Consider the following 16476-nt stretch of genomic DNA (forward strand, 5'->3'; position numbering starts at 1 on the left):
ATCCTTGGCTCAAGGGCACCAGTAGATGTCCAGGGGGTCGTGTAGGAAAGCGCGAATCGGCATTTCAGTAAGTTCGTTGCCCGCCAGCGCGGCGCGCAGGGTAGCGAGTTTGCCCGGGCCCTGCACGGACAGCGCGATGAATGCGGCACTGGCCAGCAACGGGCGGGTAAGGGTCAAGCGCTGATGGGGCACGCTCGGCGCCATCATGGCAAGGCATCGACGAGGGCTTTGCAGGTCGAGGCCTTCCTTGAGGTTCGGGCTGTTCGGGAACAGCGAGGCCGTATGACCATCGTCACCCATGCCCAGCACGAGTACATCGATGGCCGGCAATTTGGCCAGTGCGGCATCAGCAAGTTCGGCGGCGGCTTCCAGATTGGCGGCCTGTTGGTAGATCCCGATAAAGCGAGCCTTGGCCGCCGCCCCCTTGAACAGGTGACGAGCCAGCAAACCGGCATTGCTGTCAGCATGCTCCACAGGCACCCAGCGCTCATCAGCCAGGCTTACCGTGACTTTCGACCAGTCCAACAGCTGCTGCGCCAACTGCTCCAGAAACGGTACCGGGCTACGGCCGCCGGACAGCACCAGGCAGGCCTGGCCGTTGCTGGCAATGGCTGCTTTCAGGCGCTCGGCCACGTCATGGGCCAGCGTCGATGCCAAGGTGCTGGCATCCGCGAGCGAATGGGTTTTCACCGTCGCCGGCATCTGCAGTTCAGATATCCCCATACCACGCCCTCCCATCGCGTGTAATCAATGCAATTGAGCTCATAGGCCCCCATGACCCAGCCGCGTAGGGCTTGGGCGCATCGCCGGCATTACGCCAGCCGGCGATCAACTGGTCGCACCACTTCCAGGCGTACTCGATTTCGTCCTTGCGCACGAACAGGTTCTGGTTGCCGCGCATCACTTCAAGCAGCAAGCGCTCGTAGGCATCCGGAATCCGTGTACTGCGCCAGGTGTCGGAAAAATTCAGCTGCAACGGGCCGCTCCGCAACTGCATGCCCTTGTCCAGGCCCTGCTCTTTGGTCATCACTCGCAACGAAATGCCTTCGCTCGGTTGCAGGCGGATAATCAGCTTGTTGCCGATTTGCAAACGCTGTTCCGGTGCAAAGATGTAATGCGGGGTTTCCTTGAAGTGGATGACGATCTGCGACAGCTTTTGCGGCATGCGCTTGCCCGTACGCAGGTAGAACGGCACGCCAGACCAGCGCCAGTTGCGGATGTCGGCCCGCAACGCGACGAAGGTTTCGGTATCGCTCTGGGCATTGGAATTTTCTTCTTCCAGGTAACCAGGCACCGGTTTGCCATCGCTGTAACCGGCGATGTACTGGCCACGTACCACACTCGTGCTCAGGCCTTCGCCAGTAATCGGCGCCAAGGCCTTCAGCACTTTCACTTTTTCGTCGCGGATGGCATCGGCGGACAGTTCGCTGGGCGGGTCCATGGCTATCAGGCACAGCAGTTGCAGCAAGTGGTTCTGGATCATGTCGCGCAACTGCCCGGCTTTGTCGAAATAGCCCCAGCGGCCTTCGATACCGACCTTTTCAGCAACAGTGATTTCCACGTGCGAGATGGAATTCTGGTTCCACTGGGTCTCGAACAGGCTGTTGGCAAAGCGCAGGGCAATCAGGTTTTGCACCGTCTCTTTGCCCAGGTAATGGTCGATGCGGTAGACCCGGCTTTCAGGGAAGAAGCGTGCTACGGCATCGTTGACCCGGCGAGACGACTCCAGATCGTGCCCGATAGGTTTCTCCAGCACCACGCGAGTGCGGCCAGCCAGGCCTGCCTTGTCGAGGTTCTCGCAGATCGCCCCGTAAACTGCAGCCGCGGTTGCAAAATAGGCAATCAACGGCTCATCGCCCTTTAACTGCTCAGCCAGTGCCAGATAACCCTCTGGCTGCAGAAAATCGAGGTGCTGATAGCTCAAACGTCCAAGAAAGCGCCCCAACACGGCAGGCTCAATGTCAGCCTCGCTAACATGTCGACGAAGGTGGGCCTCAATGGTGCTCAGGTGGTCTTCGGCACTGCCGGCCTCTCGGGCCAAAGCCAGCAGGCGCGTGTCAGCGTGCAACAAATTGGCGCGGTCGAGCTGATAAAGCGCAGGAAACAGCTTGCGCAACGCCAGGTCGCCCAAGGCGCCAAAGAGGGCAAAGGTGCAAGGTTCGACACTGATCACAGCCATGATGTTGGTTCTTTCCTAAAGTTGGCCTAGGAATACCGCTTTCACTCACGGTTTTCAAGGGATAATGTAGTAAAAACCACAACATTAGACACAAGCATTACAGACAAGTGGTGCGCCAATCGCGCCGACAGTACGATAGACCACCCTGCAAAAGGCCTGCTGCTTCGGCAGCCGCCTGTCTTCCCGACCCAAGGACCCCTCCCATGGACCGCGTGCGAAACCTCCTGGAACAGATCCAGGGCCGCCTGGACGAGCTGAACAAGGCCGAACGCAAAGTCGCCGAAGTCATCCTGCTCAACCCGCAACAAGCCACTCGCTTCAGCATTGCTGCACTGGCACAGGCGGCCAAGGTCAGCGAGCCGACCGTCAACCGCTTCTGCCGCTCATTCGGCGTTAGCGGCTACCCGGAGCTGAAACTGCAACTTGCGCAAAGCCTGGCCAGCGGCGCCGCTTATGTGAGCCGCGCAGTAGAGGCTGACGACGACCCGGCAGCCTACACCCAAAAAATTTTCGGCAGTGCCATTGCCTCGCTCGACAGCGCTTGCCAGCAACTGGACCCTCAGCAGGTCAGCCGGGCAGTAGACATGATGATCCAGGCCCGGCAGATCCACTTCTTCGGCCTCGGCGCTTCTGCCCCGGTGGCCCTCGACGCCCAGCACAAATTCTTCCGCTTTAATTTGGCGGTGTCAGCCCACGCCGATGTGCTCATGCAACGCATGCTGGCTTCGGTAGCCCACACCGGTGACCTGTTCGTGATCATCTCCTATACCGGGCGCACCCGGGAGCTGGTCGAAGTGGCGCGCGTGGCCCGGGAAAATGGCGCCTCGGTATTGGGCCTGACCGCTGCCGGCTCGCCGTTGGCCCAGGCCTGCAGCCTGAGCCTGCACATTCCGCTGCCGGAAGACACCGACATCTACATGCCGATGACCTCACGGATCATCCAGCTCACCGTGCTCGACGTGCTGGCCACCGGCATGACCCTGCGCCGCGGCGTGGACTTCCAGCCACACCTGCGCAAGATCAAGGAAAGCCTCAACGCCAGCCGCTACCCCATCGAGGACGACGAACTCAATTGAGCCGATGCGCCTGCAACCGCAGGTGCGCGCGCTGCCCGGGCGCAAGGCTCAAACCCTCGCCGCTGCCGCTGGCCGCCTCGACACAGACAAAACCCTGGCTCTCGCGACCGCTCACGCCCATTAGCGGACGATTGCCCGGGTGCCAGACCACGGTGTCATCGCTGTCGCCGGTATCGATGCACAGTTCGCGCTGCCAGGCAGGGTCCTGCAACTGAACGCGCGGGGTGCCCGGGTAGACTTTCTGGCAGCCCCCCTTGAGTTTCAGGGCGCCCTCTTCCCGGCAGGCCTGCCGGCTCAGGCGGTCATAACCTTCGATATCCTCAAGCCCGGACAGCGCTATCTCGGAGACGTCACTAATTCGCCAATAGGCCAGCAGCGCATGGCTCAGCTGACAGGGCTCACTGTCTTGATGCTCGGTGCTCAGGCTTAGCTCCATGCGGTTCCCCAGGCGAGCATGCAGATCTACCTGCCAGTCGCAGAGGTCCAGCCGCCACTTCAGGGTTACGCCCTCCTCGTCCTCACGGCTGTCCACCAGCTTCCAGTCCAGCAGGCGCGCCCAACCATGGGCTGGCCAAAGGTCTTCGCTGGGGTGGCGACCGTACCAAGGCCAGCACACCGGGACGCCACCACGAATCGCCCCTACCTGTGGCCACTGCTCGGCACACCACAGCCATGGCCGCTCGCCGGCCGGCTGAAAGTGCAGCAGTTGCGCACCCTGACGGCTGAACACTGCCTGGCAACGGGGGTGGTCGATGATCAGGACATCGCGCTGTTGGTAACGCTCCCACTCGAACGTCGGCCTGGGCCGTTGCGTGGAAAAGAAGCGATGTAGCGGATGTTCAGGCATGGTTCCAAGCTCTTGTTGTTTGAGATAGCGCTGTCTCGACCCTACCCCGACAACCACTGCAAGCCAGTGGGTGCCGGGAGCCGAGATTGGATTGGCGTAAATTTACAACAAATGTGCTCAGAATGACGACTGAATCTTCAAGCCGGCGACCAGTGCGTTGTCCACTTCGTCCACAGCGCCGGGGCTTTTGATGTACTGCAGGTTGGGCCGTACGGTCAGCCAGTTGGTGACGTGGAAGCCGTAGTAGAGCTCGGCGTTGTACTCGGTGCGTTGCAGGGGCACGAACCCCGGGTTGTCGTAATCGTCGATGCCGCTCTGGGCGTTGAGCAGTTCGGCGCGCTTCTTCACGTCATCGTTGACATGGATACGGGCGACGCCAAAGCCGATGTCATCCTTGGGCCGGGCATCGAAGGCGCCTTTGTACACCAGTCCAACTTGCTGGTAGTTGTCGACCACGTTGGTGGCCTTGTCGTGCACCGTGAAGTTGGCGAACAGGCTAAGGCCACGGTTGATGTCGCCTGCGTGAGCCGTTACCTGCTGCTGGGCCACCACCCACCAACCATGCTTACTCGAATGCGACTTGAATGCTTCACCGGTAAGCGCCTGCGGGTTGCCGTTGATGTCGTCGTACACATCGTCGGCCTTGGCGGTGCTGTAGTAGTAACCCAAACGGTATTCGCCAGGCAGGCCATTGACCTTGGGCGACCAGACCATTTCTACCGGCAGAATCGCTCCTTTGGTGCCGCTGCCGCTGAGCTTGAAGCCATTACCGGTCTCCAGGTTAGACGGGTTCTGCTCGTAGGCCCCCACCTGCACGAAGAACTCAGGGGTGATGTTGTATTTGACCCGTAGCGCCCACTGGCTGACCGGCCAGTTATACCAGATGCCGCCCACCCAGTTGCCTACCTGGGAGCCGCAGAAGGCCAGGTTCTGGAAGTCGCAGGGGAAGCTGTTGAAGTCTTCGCCTTCACCGAAGCGGCCGAATTTAACGTCCAGGGCGCCGTCGAAGTACTTTTGCTTGATCCACATCTGGGTCAGCCGCCAGGTCTGGCCGCGACCCCACACTTCCTGCACCGAACTGAACTGCCCGGCACGCGGGTCGCTGATGCGGTCGTTGGAAAGGTTGCGGCCACTTCGCTCGGTAATTGCCAGCTTGAACTCGGTGTCGTTCCAGCCCAGGATCTTCTCCAGGTCCAGGTGAGCGCCCAAGGCAAACTGGTCGCTGTAGCGGGCAGTCTTGTCGTCGTTGTAGCCACCATTTAGATTACCGGCCACCTCACCTACGTAATCGAGGGTGAAGTCGTAGCCCTTTTCCAGCAGTTCGGTACGGGTACCGCCCCAGTCGCCAGTCATCCATTTTGACTCGCTTGAAAATGCTTCGGCAGCCTGCGCCCCGTTGCTACCGACGATGGCAAGCAGGGCCAGCGAGCCCAAGGTGCTGATGCGTTTGCGCTGTTCCATCCCTTTGCGTCCTCTTTTTGTTATTTATGGGTGTAGACGTTTCAACGGCCCTTGAAGCGGGTGACGTTGTCCTTCGTTGATGCGTTGGCAGCGCTCAAATCCAGGCGTTCGCCGCTGGCGGCGTCAAACAGCAGTACCCGCGCGGGGTCAAACTGCAGGTTCAGGCTGTCGCCCACACGGCAGGCCACATCCGGCGCCAACCGGCAGCACACCTTGGTTTGATTGAGGGTTACGAACACCAGCAGGTCAGGGCCGGTGGGTTCGGTTACCTGCACTTCGGCACGGATGCCCGGCAGGCCATTGCCCTCCCCTGCACCCAGTGCAATCTGCTCAGGCCGGATACCGAGGATGATCTCGCGGCCGTCCAACTGGTCACCGGCCAGCCCCAACGGCAGCTCGCACCGGGCCTGACCACTGTCGAGCAGCGCCAGCAAGCGGCCGTCCTGCTTCGCCAGGCGCACCGGGATGAAGTTCATCGGTGGCGAGCCTATGAAGCTGGCCACGAATTGATTGGCCGGGTCGTTGTAGATCTGTTGAGGGGTGCCAAACTGCTGGATGATGCCGTCCTTCATCACCGCCACCTTGTCACCCAGGGTCATGGCTTCGATCTGGTCATGGGTGACATACACCGTGGTGGTTTTCAGCCGCTGGTGCATCAGCTTCATCTCGGTGCGCATCTCAACCCGCAGCTTGGCGTCGAGGTTGGACAGCGGCTCATCGAACAGGTAGATCTTCGGCCGCCGCGCCAACGCCCGGCCCATGGCCACCCGCTGCTGCTGGCCACCGGACAACTGGGCGGGTTTGCGCGCCAGCAAGTGCTCGATCTGCAGTAGCTTGGCCACCCTCGCCACTTCCTCGTCGATGGCCGCCTGGGGCATCTTGCGGATCTTCAGGCCAAACTCGATGTTCTCGCGCACGCTCATCGTCGGGTACAGCGCGTAGGACTGGAACACCATGGCAATATCCCGGTCCTTGGGGCTCATGCCGCTGACATCCTGCTCGTCGATGAGGATTGCACCGCCGGTGATGTTTTCCAGCCCGGCGATACAGTTCATCAAGGTTGACTTGCCGCAACCCGAAGGGCCGACCAGGATCAGGAACTCACCATCCTTGATCGACAGTTGAATGTCCTTGAGGGTGTCTGGCAGGCCGCTGCCGTAAGTCTTGTTCACATTGCGAAGTTCAAGCGTTGCCATGTCTTACCCCTTGACGGCGCCGGCGGTGAGGCCGCGCACGAAGTACTTGCCTGCCACCACATAGACCAGCAGGGTTGGCAGGCCGGCGATCATCGCCGCCGCCATGTCGACGTTGTATTCCTTGGCCCCGGTACTGGTGTTGACCAGGTTGTTCAGGGCCACGGTGATCGGTTGCGAGTCGCCGCTGGAGAACACCACCCCGAACAGGAAGTCGTTCCAGATCTGGGTGAACTGCCATATCAGGCAGACCATGATGATCGGCGTGGACATCGGCAGGATGATGCGGCGGAAGATGGTGAAGAACCCGGCACCGTCCAGGCGCGCGGCCTTGACCAGCGCATCGGGGATGCTCACGTAGAAGTTGCGGAAGAACAGCGTGGTAAAGGCCAGGCCGTAGACAACGTGCACCAGCACCAGGCCCGTGGTGGTGCTTGCCAGGCCCAGCTTGCCGAGCGTAAATGAGGCCGGCAGCAGCACGGTCTGGAACGGCAGGAAGCAGCCGAACAGCAGCAGCCCGAAGAACAACTGCGAACCACGGAAACGCCACATCGACAGCACGTAGCCATTGAGTGCCCCGATCGCCGTGGAGATCAGCACTGCTGGCACGGTGATCATGATCGAGTTCCAGAAGTAGCCACTCACCGTACCCCAGGCCTTGACCCAGCCGATGCCGGTAATTTCCTGCGGCCAGCTCAGCAGGTTGCCGGTGCTGATGTCTTCCGGAGTTTTGAAACTGGTCAGCAGCATGACCACCAGCGGCACGAGGTACAACAGCACGGCGCCCAGCAGTACGGCGTGAATGGCGATACGGCTTGCGCTCAACGGAGGCTTTTCGGCAGGGCTATGCATGGCGCTTGCTCCGCAGTTCCGAGTACAAGTACGGCACAAGAATCGCCAGAATCGCCCCGAGCATCAGGATGGCACTGGCCGAGCCCATGCCCATCTGGCCGCGGCTGAAAGTGAACGAGTACATGAACATTGCTGGCAGGTCTGAGGAGTAGCCCGGCCCCCCGGCAGTCATTGCCGCCACCAGGTCGAAGCTCTTGATGGCGATGTGCGAAAGGATCATCAGCGAGCTGAAGAACACCGGGCGCAGGCTTGGCAGCACCACGGTCCAATAGATACGCGGCAGGCTGGCGCCGTCGATCTGAGCGGCGCGGATGATCGACTGGTCAACGCCGCGCAGGCCGGCGAGGAACATGGCCATGATAAAGCCCGAGGCCTGCCATACGGCGGCAATCACCAGGCAGTACACCACCCGGTCAGGGTCGATCAGCCAGTCCAGGCGAAAACCTTCCCAGCCCCAGTCGCGCAGGAGTTTGTCCAGGCCCATGCCGGGGTTCAGCAGCCACTTCCATGCGGTACCGGTAACGATCATCGACAGCGCCATGGGGTAGAGGTAAATGGTGCGGATGAACCCTTCGCGCCGGATACGCTGGTCAAGCAATACCGCCAGCAGCACGCCAATTGCCAGGCTGATGGCGATGAACAGCCCGCCAAAAACCAGCAGGTTCTTGCTCGCCACCCACCAGCGGTCGTTGTCGAACAGCCGGGTGTACTGCGCAAGGCCCGCCCACTTGTAGGTTGGCAGGAAGGTCGAGGTGGTGAAGGACAGTACGAATGTCCAGAGGATGTAGCCGTAGAACCCCACCAGGACGATGAACATGCTCGGCGCGAGTACCAGTTTCGGTAGCCAACGCTGAAGCGCGTCCAGGGGTGAGGCCCGCAGTTGGGCGGTTGTTGTGGTCATGGCTTGATTCCCAAGATCTTGAGAGCACCACGCCCCCTGTGGGAGCGGGTTTACCCGCGATGAAGACACCTCGGTGCATGGCAAGGGCTTCGCCCTTGTTCTCGGGTAAACCCGCGCCCACAAAGGCGGGCCGGGTTTACAGTTCTGGGATCGGCTACTTGGCCGCCTTGATCGCTGCCGCCAGCTTCTTCGCCGCATCGGCCGGGTCGGCCTTGGGGTCGTTGATGTAGTTGGTCACCACATCGAAGAAGGCGCCCTGCACGGCCAGCGTGGTGGCCATGTTGTGCGCCATGCTCGGTTGCAGGCCACCAGTTTTCGCGTCAGCCAGGAAGTCTTTGGCCGCCGTCTGGGCGCAGGCATCGAAGCCATACTTGCTCATGTCAGCGAGCATGTCGTTGCGCACCGGGATGGAACCCTTGTTGGTACTGAAGACCTTCTGGAAGTCCTCACCCAAGACCTTCCTGGCGATGTCCTGCTGGCCTGCAGAAGTGCCTTTGTCCTTCTGCTTGAACACTGCCAGCGAATCGATATTGTAGAGAAATGCCTTGTCGGTGCCGGGGAATGGCACACACTGGTAATCGGTGCCAGCAGTCTTCTTCGCCAGGGTCCATTCGCTCTTGGCCCAGTCGCCCATGATCTGCATGCCGGCCTTCCCGTTGATGACCTTGGCGGCTTCGAGGTTCCAGTCCTGGCCCTTGCCGTCAGGGTCCATGTAGGTGGCGATCTTTTTCAGTTCGGTCAGCGACTTGACCATTTCCGGCCCGGTCAACGCGGCATTGTCCAGGTCGACCAGTGCCTTTTTGTAGCCGTCAGCCCCCATTACGGCGAGCACCACGCTCTCGAACACGGTGCTGTCCTGCCACGGCTGGCCGCCGTGGGCGAGCGGGATGAAGCCTGCAGCCTTGAGCTTGTCTGCGGCGACGTAGAATTCGTCGAGCGTAGCCGGAGCTTTCTCGATACCGGCCGTCTTGAACACCTCGGGGTTGATCCACAGCCAGTTGATGCGGTGTATGTTCACCGGCACGGCTACATAGTCGCCTTCGTACTTCACGGTGTCGGCGACTTTCTTGTCGAGCAGCGAATCCCACTTCTCCTGTTTGGCCACATCCTTGAGTACGTCCGTGTCGAGCAAGCCGGTAGAAGCCCACTCCTGAATATCCGGCCCCTTGATCTGTGCGACACCTGGCGGATTGCCGGCCACGGCACGGCTCTTGAGCACGGTCATCGCCGTGGCGCCACCGCCTCCGGCAACAGCACCATCCTTCCAGGTGAAGCCATCTTTCTCAACCTGAGCCTTGAGCACATCTACAGCCGCTTTTTCGCCACCAGAAGTCCACCAATGCACCACCTCGACGCTGCCTTTGGAATCGGCGGCGGAAGCACTCAAGGGAAGGAGAGAGGCGAGAGAGATCGCGGCAGCGAGACGGAGCGTGGAATTCATCGGAGTACCTTTCTTGTTGTTATGCCAGGCAAGTCGGTTGCTTGCATTGCATGGAGTCTAATCAGAGTGCTCGCCGCGTCAGGTAACGAAGCGATGCGTGAATGTCATCGTTTGGTTACATTGCGGGCCAAACCCGTAGCCAGGCTCGGCGCCAAGGGCAACCCGGGCAACAGCACGGCCTGATAGGCATGGTAGAGGTCAGGTTTGCCTGCCCAAATGCTCTCGGCAGACCGGTTTGTGGGGTCAAGCTCGTGGTGCCAGCTGCCGTCGACACGATCGATGAAGTGGCCATCAATGAAGTCCCAGAAGCATCGATACCAACGCTCGTACGCGCGCTCGCCAGTACGTTGCAGCAGCGCCGCCGCGCTGGCGCAGGCCTCGGCATGTACCCAATGCAGGCGCTCACGCACCCTCGGCCGGTTGCCCCAGTCCAGCGTGTAGACGATGCCCGCGGCACCATCGACGCACCACGCCTGCCGGCAGGCGCTATCGAACAACCCACGGGCAGCGCCAAGCAACCACTCGGGCACCTGCAACCCTGCCAGCCGCCGTGCAGCTTCTAGATGCAGCAGCAGGCGCGACCATTCGAACGCATGGCCCGGTGTGGTGCCAAACGGGCGGAAATGATCGGCCGGATTTTCGCGGTTGTAATCCGGCAAGGGCTGCCACTGCACATCGAAATGCTCGATGACGCGGTAACCGTTGGCGGTGGCATGGATGAGAATGAGGCGCTCGGCAATGCGCAGGGCACGATCCAACCACACGGTATCGCCAGTCACATCGGCCAGCGCCAGAAATGCCTCAGTGGCGTGCATGTTGCTGTTGGCCCCGCGATAGGCCTCTGGGTGCTGCCAGTCACGGGAAAAGGATTCACGCATTGCGCCCTCCTCTTCGCTCCAGAAGCGGCCCTCGATAATGCGGATCGCGTCCACCAACAGCCCTTGCGCGCCCGTGGCTCCGGCCACCACGGCGGAACTCGCGGCCAGTGCGACGAACGCATGCAGGTAGGCGGCCTTGCCGTCATCACCCTGGCCGTGCGGGCGAGCGAACCAACCACCGTGAAGGGCATCGTGCAAGGGGCCGCGCAGGGCAGCCACACCATGCTCAACCAGTGGCAGACACCCCGAAACACCCTGAATTTGAGCAAGGGCAAAACTGTGGGCCATGCGGGCGGTGTTCATCGTTTCGGCAGTGGCCGAAGGTGGCAGATGGCCTTGGGCATCGAGGTTGCCGAAACCATCGGGCACCTGAGACGCTTTGGCAAAAGACAGCAGACGCTGTCCTTCGGCCGACAGCCAGCCCCTATGCTCGGTAGATTCGAGCCAGCTGTGAAAGGAGGTATTGTTATTGTTCATGGGCCAGCTTGCTCCTTGCGCGTTGGCCAGTGAGTTTATCCAGACGTGCCAAGCGGGAGGTCACGAAGGCACGCGGATGTGTCACGGGCCAGTGACATTGGTGCCATCAGTCCACGCCCCGAGGCAGATACAACGTCACCCTTAGGCCACCCTCACGCAGGTTCAACAAGCTCACTTCGCCCCCATGGCTGTGAGCAATGTTGCGCGCAATCCCCAGCCCCAACCCATACCCCTGCTGCTGCCCGGCCAGACGAAAGTGCGGCTCGAACACGTGCTCCATCTGCTGCTGGGGTACACCTGGCCCCTGGTCATCCACTTGCAGCACAAACCCTTCTGCACTGTCGATGATGCGCAGGCGTGCACGTTCCCCATACTTGATGGCATTGTCGATCAGGTTGCCGATGCACCGGCGCAGCGCCAAAGGCTTGCCCGGGTAGGCTGCCATCGCACGCCCCTCCATGAGGATACGACCATCGCCCAGATAGGGCTCGGCAAGAATCTCCAGCACCTGATTGAGGTCGACCGGCTCGATGTTTTCGTGGATATCGGTGTCCTTCACGCACTGCAAGGCCCCTTTGACCAGCAGCTCCAGTTCGTCCAGGTCCTGGCTGAACTTGGCCTGCATGCGCTCATCCTCAAGCAGCTCCACCCGCAGCCGCAGGCGCGTGATCGGCGTACGCAGGTCGTGGGAAATGGCACTGAACAGTTGCGAACGTTCGGTAAGGTAGCGGCTGATGCGCTCGCGCATGCTGTTGAACGCTCGCCCCACCTCCACCACTTCACTGCCGCCGCCTTCGGCCACTGGCGCCACGTCCGCACCTAGCGACATCTCGCGTGCAGCACGGGCCAGGCGCTTGAGTGGCCAGCTCTGCCAGTGCACTAGCAGGCCGATGAACAACAGCAACATGGCAGTGGTCAGCACGATGAAGCCGATCTGCTGACGCGGCAAGCGCTCCGCCTCAAGGCTGGTGTAAGGCTCGGGCAACAATGAAGCGATGTACAGCCATTCCCCCTCACCCAGACGGATCTGCGTGACCAGCACAGGTGGGTTCAGCGGCTCAAGGGTCAGCGAATAATGCGCCCACGAGCGCGGCAGCTCGTCGAGTTTCAGGCCACTGTTGAAAATCCGCAGGTCGTCCGGTGCCACGAATTCGACAGAAACCTCCATCTGCGCGCCCAGCCGCTCGTGCAGCACTTGCTGGAACACATCGATGACAGCCTGTTTGCGTGGGGTGACGGGCAATACTGGCATGTCCAGCGGCTTGTCATTCAGCGAAACGAAAAAGCGCGTGCCACCCATGCTACGCAGCTGGTCGAGCACCATGGGCCGGTAGGCCACCGGCAATGAGCGAAAATAGCTGACGCTTGCGCTCATGGAGTGCGCAAGGCTACCCGCACTGGCCCGCAGCCCCTGAATCTGGCTCGCACGCAACTGCGCCACCCAGATCACGCTGGACAAGCCTTGGGCAAGCAATACCACGACCAAGGTCAACAGCAGCATGCGCCCCAGCAGCGAACGCGGCAGCAACCGCCAGCGCCGCTCAGGAAGCGCAGCAGACATGGGCGGCCAACAAGTAACCACTGCCGCGCACGGTGCGAATCAGGCGCGGCGGTTTGTCGGTGTCACGCAGGCGCTGGCGCAAGCGGCTGACGGCCATGTCAACGATACGGTCCAGCGGCATCGGTTCACGCCCACGGGTAGCGTTGCCAATGGTGTCGCGGTCGAGAATCTGTTGCGGGTGATCGAGAAACAGTTTGAGCAGGGCGAAGTCTGCGCCGGAGAGGATCACTTCCTCACCGTCACGGTGGAACAGCCGGTGGCTGACCATGTCCAGGCGCCAGTCATCGAAAGCCAGCACGGAGGTGGTGGGTGAAGCCTGACCAAACTCGGCACGACGCAGCAAGGCCTTGATCCGGGCTTGCAGTTCACGGGGGCTAAAGGGCTTGCCCAGGTAATCGTCGGCACCCAGCTCAAGGCCAATGACCCGATCTGCTTCGTCAGAACTGGCCGTGAGCATGATGATCGGTACTCGCGACTGCCGCGGATGCTGGCGCACCCAACGGCACAGGCTGAAGCCGTCTTCGTCGGGCAGCATCACATCGAGAATCACCAGGTCGCAGGCAGCGGCTTCCAGCGCGCGGCGAAAGCCTTGGCCATCGGGCTCTGCGTGAACGTGAAAGCCGGCGCGGCTCAGGTAGGTTTGCAGCAGTTCACGGATTTCCTGATCGTCATCGACCATCAAGATCGTCTTTCCGGCAGTGCTCAAGGTGTCCCGCCCTCTTGTTTGATCGCAGGTCTTTGCCTGCTGTGCCTATGGGGGCGCTTTGCGCCCCCATTACAAATCAGTGATCAAGCGCCTGCTGCAGAGCCACTCCTGCGCCCAGCAAACCCGAATACTCTGCCGTCACCAGCCACACCGGCACGCCAGCGAAGTATCCACTCATGCAGCCCTTGTCGGCAAAGCTTGCCGCAAAGCCACTGCGCAGGAACAGTTCGGCAAAACGCGGGATCACGCCGCCGACAATATAAACCCCGCCGCGCGCTCCCAAGGTCAGAACATTGTTACCGGCCACTCGCCCCAGGAAGCGGCAGAACTGCTCGATCACCGCCAAGGCCCGCGGCTCACCGGCCAAAGCGGCATTGGTAACATCGGCAGGCGTCTTGTGACGGGGTGTGTCGCCATCCAGCGCACAAATGGCCTGATACAACCGCACCAGCCCGCCGCCGCTGAGCACGGTTTCGGCGCTGACGTGACCGATCTGGCCGTGAATCTGTTGATGGATCGCCGCCTCGCGGGCATTACCCACCGGCAAGTCGACGTGCCCACCCTCCCCAGGTAACGCTTGCCAGCGCTGCTCACCCAGACGCAGCAAGCTGCCAACACCAAGGCCGGTGCCAGGGCCGATCACCAGTGCAGGGCGCGCCGGGTCGGCCTGGCCGGGGCACACCTCCCGGAACTCGCCGAACTGCAAGCGAGTCATGCCCAGGGCCATGGCCGAAAAGTCATTGATCAGCATGAGGCGCTCGACCTGCAACGTGTTGCAGAACGCACTGCGGCTCAAGCGCCAATGGTTGTTGGTGAAGCGGAACTCATCACCATCGACCGGCCCGGCCACAGCAAGGCAGACGGCCGACAGGCCTCCACGGGCGATGCCCTGCTCCGCCAGATAGGCCTGGATGGCTTGCTCGGGGCTGGTGTAGTCGGCCGTTGCGAAGACTTTCACCTCGTGCAGCTGGTTGTCACGCCACAACGCAAAACGGGCATTGGTGCCACCGATGTCGCCAACCAGCAGGTCCTTCATTTGAGGTTCTCCAGGGCCGAAGTAAAGGCGCTCGCCCCTTGTTCTGCGGGGCTGAACGCCATGCGCATGAAGCCGAACAGCTCGCGCCCGCAGCCCAGGTCATTGCCTTGGGGCGCGGCTGGCAGGTCGCGGCTGGCCAGTTCTTCGGCCGAAACCATTACCCGCAGCGTGCCTTCGACGCCATCAACCCGCACGATATCACCATCGCGCACGCGCGCCAGCGGGCCGCCATCGAAGGCTTCGGGGCAGACGTGAATGGCCGCCGGGATTTTACCCGATGCGCCCGACATACGGCCGTCGGTAACCAGCGCCACCTTGTAGCCACGGTCCTGCAATACACCGAGAAACGGCGTCAATTTGTGTAGTTCAGGCATGCCGTTGCAACGCGGCCCCTGGAAGCGCACCACTGCAACGAAGTCGCACTCCAGCTCACCGGCCTTGAAAGCATCGGCCAACGATTGCTGGTCGTGGAATACCCGTGCCGGGGCCTCCACCACCTGGTGTTCAGGTGCCACCGCCGACACTTTCATCACACCACGCCCAAGGTTGCCTTCCATTACCCGCAGGCCACCCTCTGCCGAGAAAGGCCGTGCGACCGGGCGCAGGATGCTTTCATCCAGGCTCTGCGCCGGCCCTTCGCGCCACACCAGCTTGCCGTTGTCGAGGAACGGTTCCTGGGTGTAGCGGCGCAGGCCGTGGCCGGCCACGGTGTTGACGTCTTCGTGCAGCAAGCCGGCATCGAGCAGCTCGCGAATCAGGAAGGCCATGCCCCCTGCAGCCTGGAAATGGTTAATGTCGGCCTTGCCGTTGGGGTAGACGTGGGACAGGGTTGGCACAACCTCGGACAGGTCGGCCATGTCCTGCCAGGTGAGCTGAATGCCCGCTGCCTGGGCGATGGCCGGGATGTGCAGGGTGTGGTTGGTGGAGCCGCCGGTGGCGTGCAGGGCAACGATGGAGTTGACCAGCGCCTTTTCGTCGACGATCTCGCCAAGCGGCATGAAGCTGCCGCTGGCCTTGGTCATGCGCGTAACCTGCTGCGCCGCTTCCGCGGTGAGCGCATCACGCAGCGGCGTATAGGGGTTGACGAACGAAGCACCCGGCAGGTGCAGCCCCATCACTTCCATCACCAACTGGTTGGTGTTGGCGGTGCCGTAGAAGGTGCAGGTGCCTGGGCCGTGATAGGACTTCATTTCCGATTCCAGCAGCTCCTCGCGGCTGGCCTTGCCTTCGGCGTAGCGCTGGCGCACGTCGGCCTTCTGCTTGTTGGAAATGCCCGACACCATCGGCCCACCCGGCACGAAGATGGTCGGCAAATGGCCGAAGCGCAACGCCCCCATCATCAGGCCAGGGACAATCTTGTCGCAGATACCCAGCATCAGCGCTGCATCGAACATGTTGTGCGACAGCGCCACCGCCGTGGACATGGCGATCACTTCACGGCTGGCAATGGCCAGCTCCATGCCCGGCTCGCCCTGGGTTACGCCATCGCACATGGCCGGCACGCCACCGGCGAACTGGCCGACCGAGCCGACCTCGCGCAGGGCCTGCTTGATCTGGTCCGGGAAGTGCAGATACGGCTGGTGCGCCGAAAGCATGTCGTTGTAGGCCGAAACGATGGCCACGTTGGCAGCGTTCATCAGGCGCAGGGCCTGCTTGTCTTCTGCACCGCAACCGGCAACGCCATGGGCGAAGTTGGCACACTGCAGGCTGGCACGCATGGGCCCGTCACTGGCCGCGCCGCGAATCAGCTGCAGGTAGCGTTCACGGGTGGCTCGGCTGCGTTCGATCAGCCGCTGGGTGACCTCAAGGATGCGCGGATGCATGTACTGGACTCCAGGCTAACGGTAAGGGCGGTTTACCGGGCATTT

14 protein-coding genes are annotated in these 16476 nt (G+C 61.6%); 1 reads left to right on the plus strand and 13 read right to left on the minus strand.

Annotation, left to right across the window (positions count from 1 at the left end; translation table 11 throughout):
- Positions 1–9: 9 nt before the first annotated feature.
- A complete protein-coding gene (gene pgl, locus PVV54_RS21050) occupies positions 10–723 on the minus strand; it encodes a 6-phosphogluconolactonase (protein WP_274907087.1) in 714 nt (237 codons plus the stop codon).
- A complete protein-coding gene (gene zwf, locus PVV54_RS21055; protein ID WP_274907088.1) occupies positions 710–2179 on the minus strand; it encodes a glucose-6-phosphate dehydrogenase in 1470 nt (489 codons plus the stop codon). The genes pgl and zwf overlap by 14 nt, the downstream gene beginning before the upstream one ends.
- A 212-nt stretch (positions 2180–2391) precedes the next feature.
- Between zwf and hexR the strand changes: the two genes are divergently transcribed.
- Complete coding sequence (gene hexR / locus PVV54_RS21060; protein WP_172960401.1) at positions 2392–3255, plus strand: DNA-binding transcriptional regulator HexR; 864 nt, start codon at positions 2392–2394, stop codon at positions 3253–3255.
- Here the strand turns inward: hexR and PVV54_RS21065 are convergent.
- The 11 genes from PVV54_RS21065 to edd all read right to left on the minus strand — a co-directional run bounded on the left by PVV54_RS21065 (position 3248) and on the right by edd (position 16431).
- Positions 3248–4102 carry a D-hexose-6-phosphate mutarotase gene (locus tag PVV54_RS21065; protein WP_274907089.1) on the minus strand — a complete coding sequence of 285 codons (855 nt, stop codon included), beginning with the start codon at positions 4100–4102 and terminating at the stop codon, positions 3248–3250. The two genes, hexR and PVV54_RS21065, sit on opposite strands and share 8 nt — an antisense overlap.
- 117 nt (positions 4103–4219) lie before the next feature.
- Positions 4220–5563 carry a carbohydrate porin gene (locus PVV54_RS21070; RefSeq protein WP_274907090.1) on the minus strand — a complete coding sequence of 448 codons (1344 nt, stop codon included), beginning with the start codon at positions 5561–5563 and terminating at the stop codon, positions 4220–4222.
- Positions 5564–5604: 41 nt separating this feature from the next.
- Complete coding sequence (locus PVV54_RS21075; RefSeq protein ID WP_274907091.1) at positions 5605–6759, minus strand: ABC transporter ATP-binding protein; 1155 nt, start codon at positions 6757–6759, stop codon at positions 5605–5607.
- Between the two features lie 3 nt (positions 6760–6762).
- Positions 6763–7608 carry a carbohydrate ABC transporter permease gene (locus PVV54_RS21080; protein ID WP_274907092.1) on the minus strand — a complete coding sequence of 282 codons (846 nt, stop codon included), beginning with the start codon at positions 7606–7608 and terminating at the stop codon, positions 6763–6765.
- Complete coding sequence (locus PVV54_RS21085; protein WP_274907093.1) at positions 7601–8509, minus strand: carbohydrate ABC transporter permease; 909 nt, start codon at positions 8507–8509, stop codon at positions 7601–7603. Before PVV54_RS21085 ends, PVV54_RS21080 begins: the two co-directional genes overlap by 8 nt.
- Before the next feature lie 154 nt (positions 8510–8663).
- Positions 8664–9950, minus strand: a complete 1287-nt coding sequence (locus PVV54_RS21090; protein WP_274907094.1) for an ABC transporter substrate-binding protein — start codon at positions 9948–9950, stop codon at positions 8664–8666.
- 104 nt (positions 9951–10054) lie between these two features.
- Positions 10055–11305, minus strand: coding sequence for a D-mannose isomerase (locus PVV54_RS21095; RefSeq protein ID WP_274907095.1), 1251 nt, complete (start codon positions 11303–11305; stop codon positions 10055–10057).
- Between the two features lie 106 nt (positions 11306–11411).
- On the minus strand, positions 11412–12866 hold the full coding sequence (locus tag PVV54_RS21100) for an ATP-binding protein (protein WP_274907096.1): 1455 nt from the start codon (positions 12864–12866) through the stop codon (positions 11412–11414).
- Positions 12847–13545, minus strand: a complete 699-nt coding sequence (locus PVV54_RS21105) for a response regulator (protein ID WP_446731427.1) — start codon at positions 13543–13545, stop codon at positions 12847–12849. The genes PVV54_RS21100 and PVV54_RS21105 overlap by 20 nt, the downstream gene beginning before the upstream one ends.
- 103 nt (positions 13546–13648) lie before the next feature.
- Positions 13649–14608 carry a glucokinase gene (locus tag PVV54_RS21110; protein ID WP_274907098.1) on the minus strand — a complete coding sequence of 320 codons (960 nt, stop codon included), beginning with the start codon at positions 14606–14608 and terminating at the stop codon, positions 13649–13651.
- A complete protein-coding gene (edd, locus tag PVV54_RS21115) occupies positions 14605–16431 on the minus strand; it encodes a phosphogluconate dehydratase (RefSeq protein ID WP_274907099.1) in 1827 nt (608 codons plus the stop codon). The genes PVV54_RS21110 and edd overlap by 4 nt, the downstream gene beginning before the upstream one ends.
- Positions 16432–16476 lie beyond the last annotated feature (45 nt).

This window comes from Pseudomonas sp. PSKL.D1 (assembly GCF_028898945.1).
Taxonomy (GTDB): domain Bacteria; phylum Pseudomonadota; class Gammaproteobacteria; order Pseudomonadales; family Pseudomonadaceae; genus Aquipseudomonas.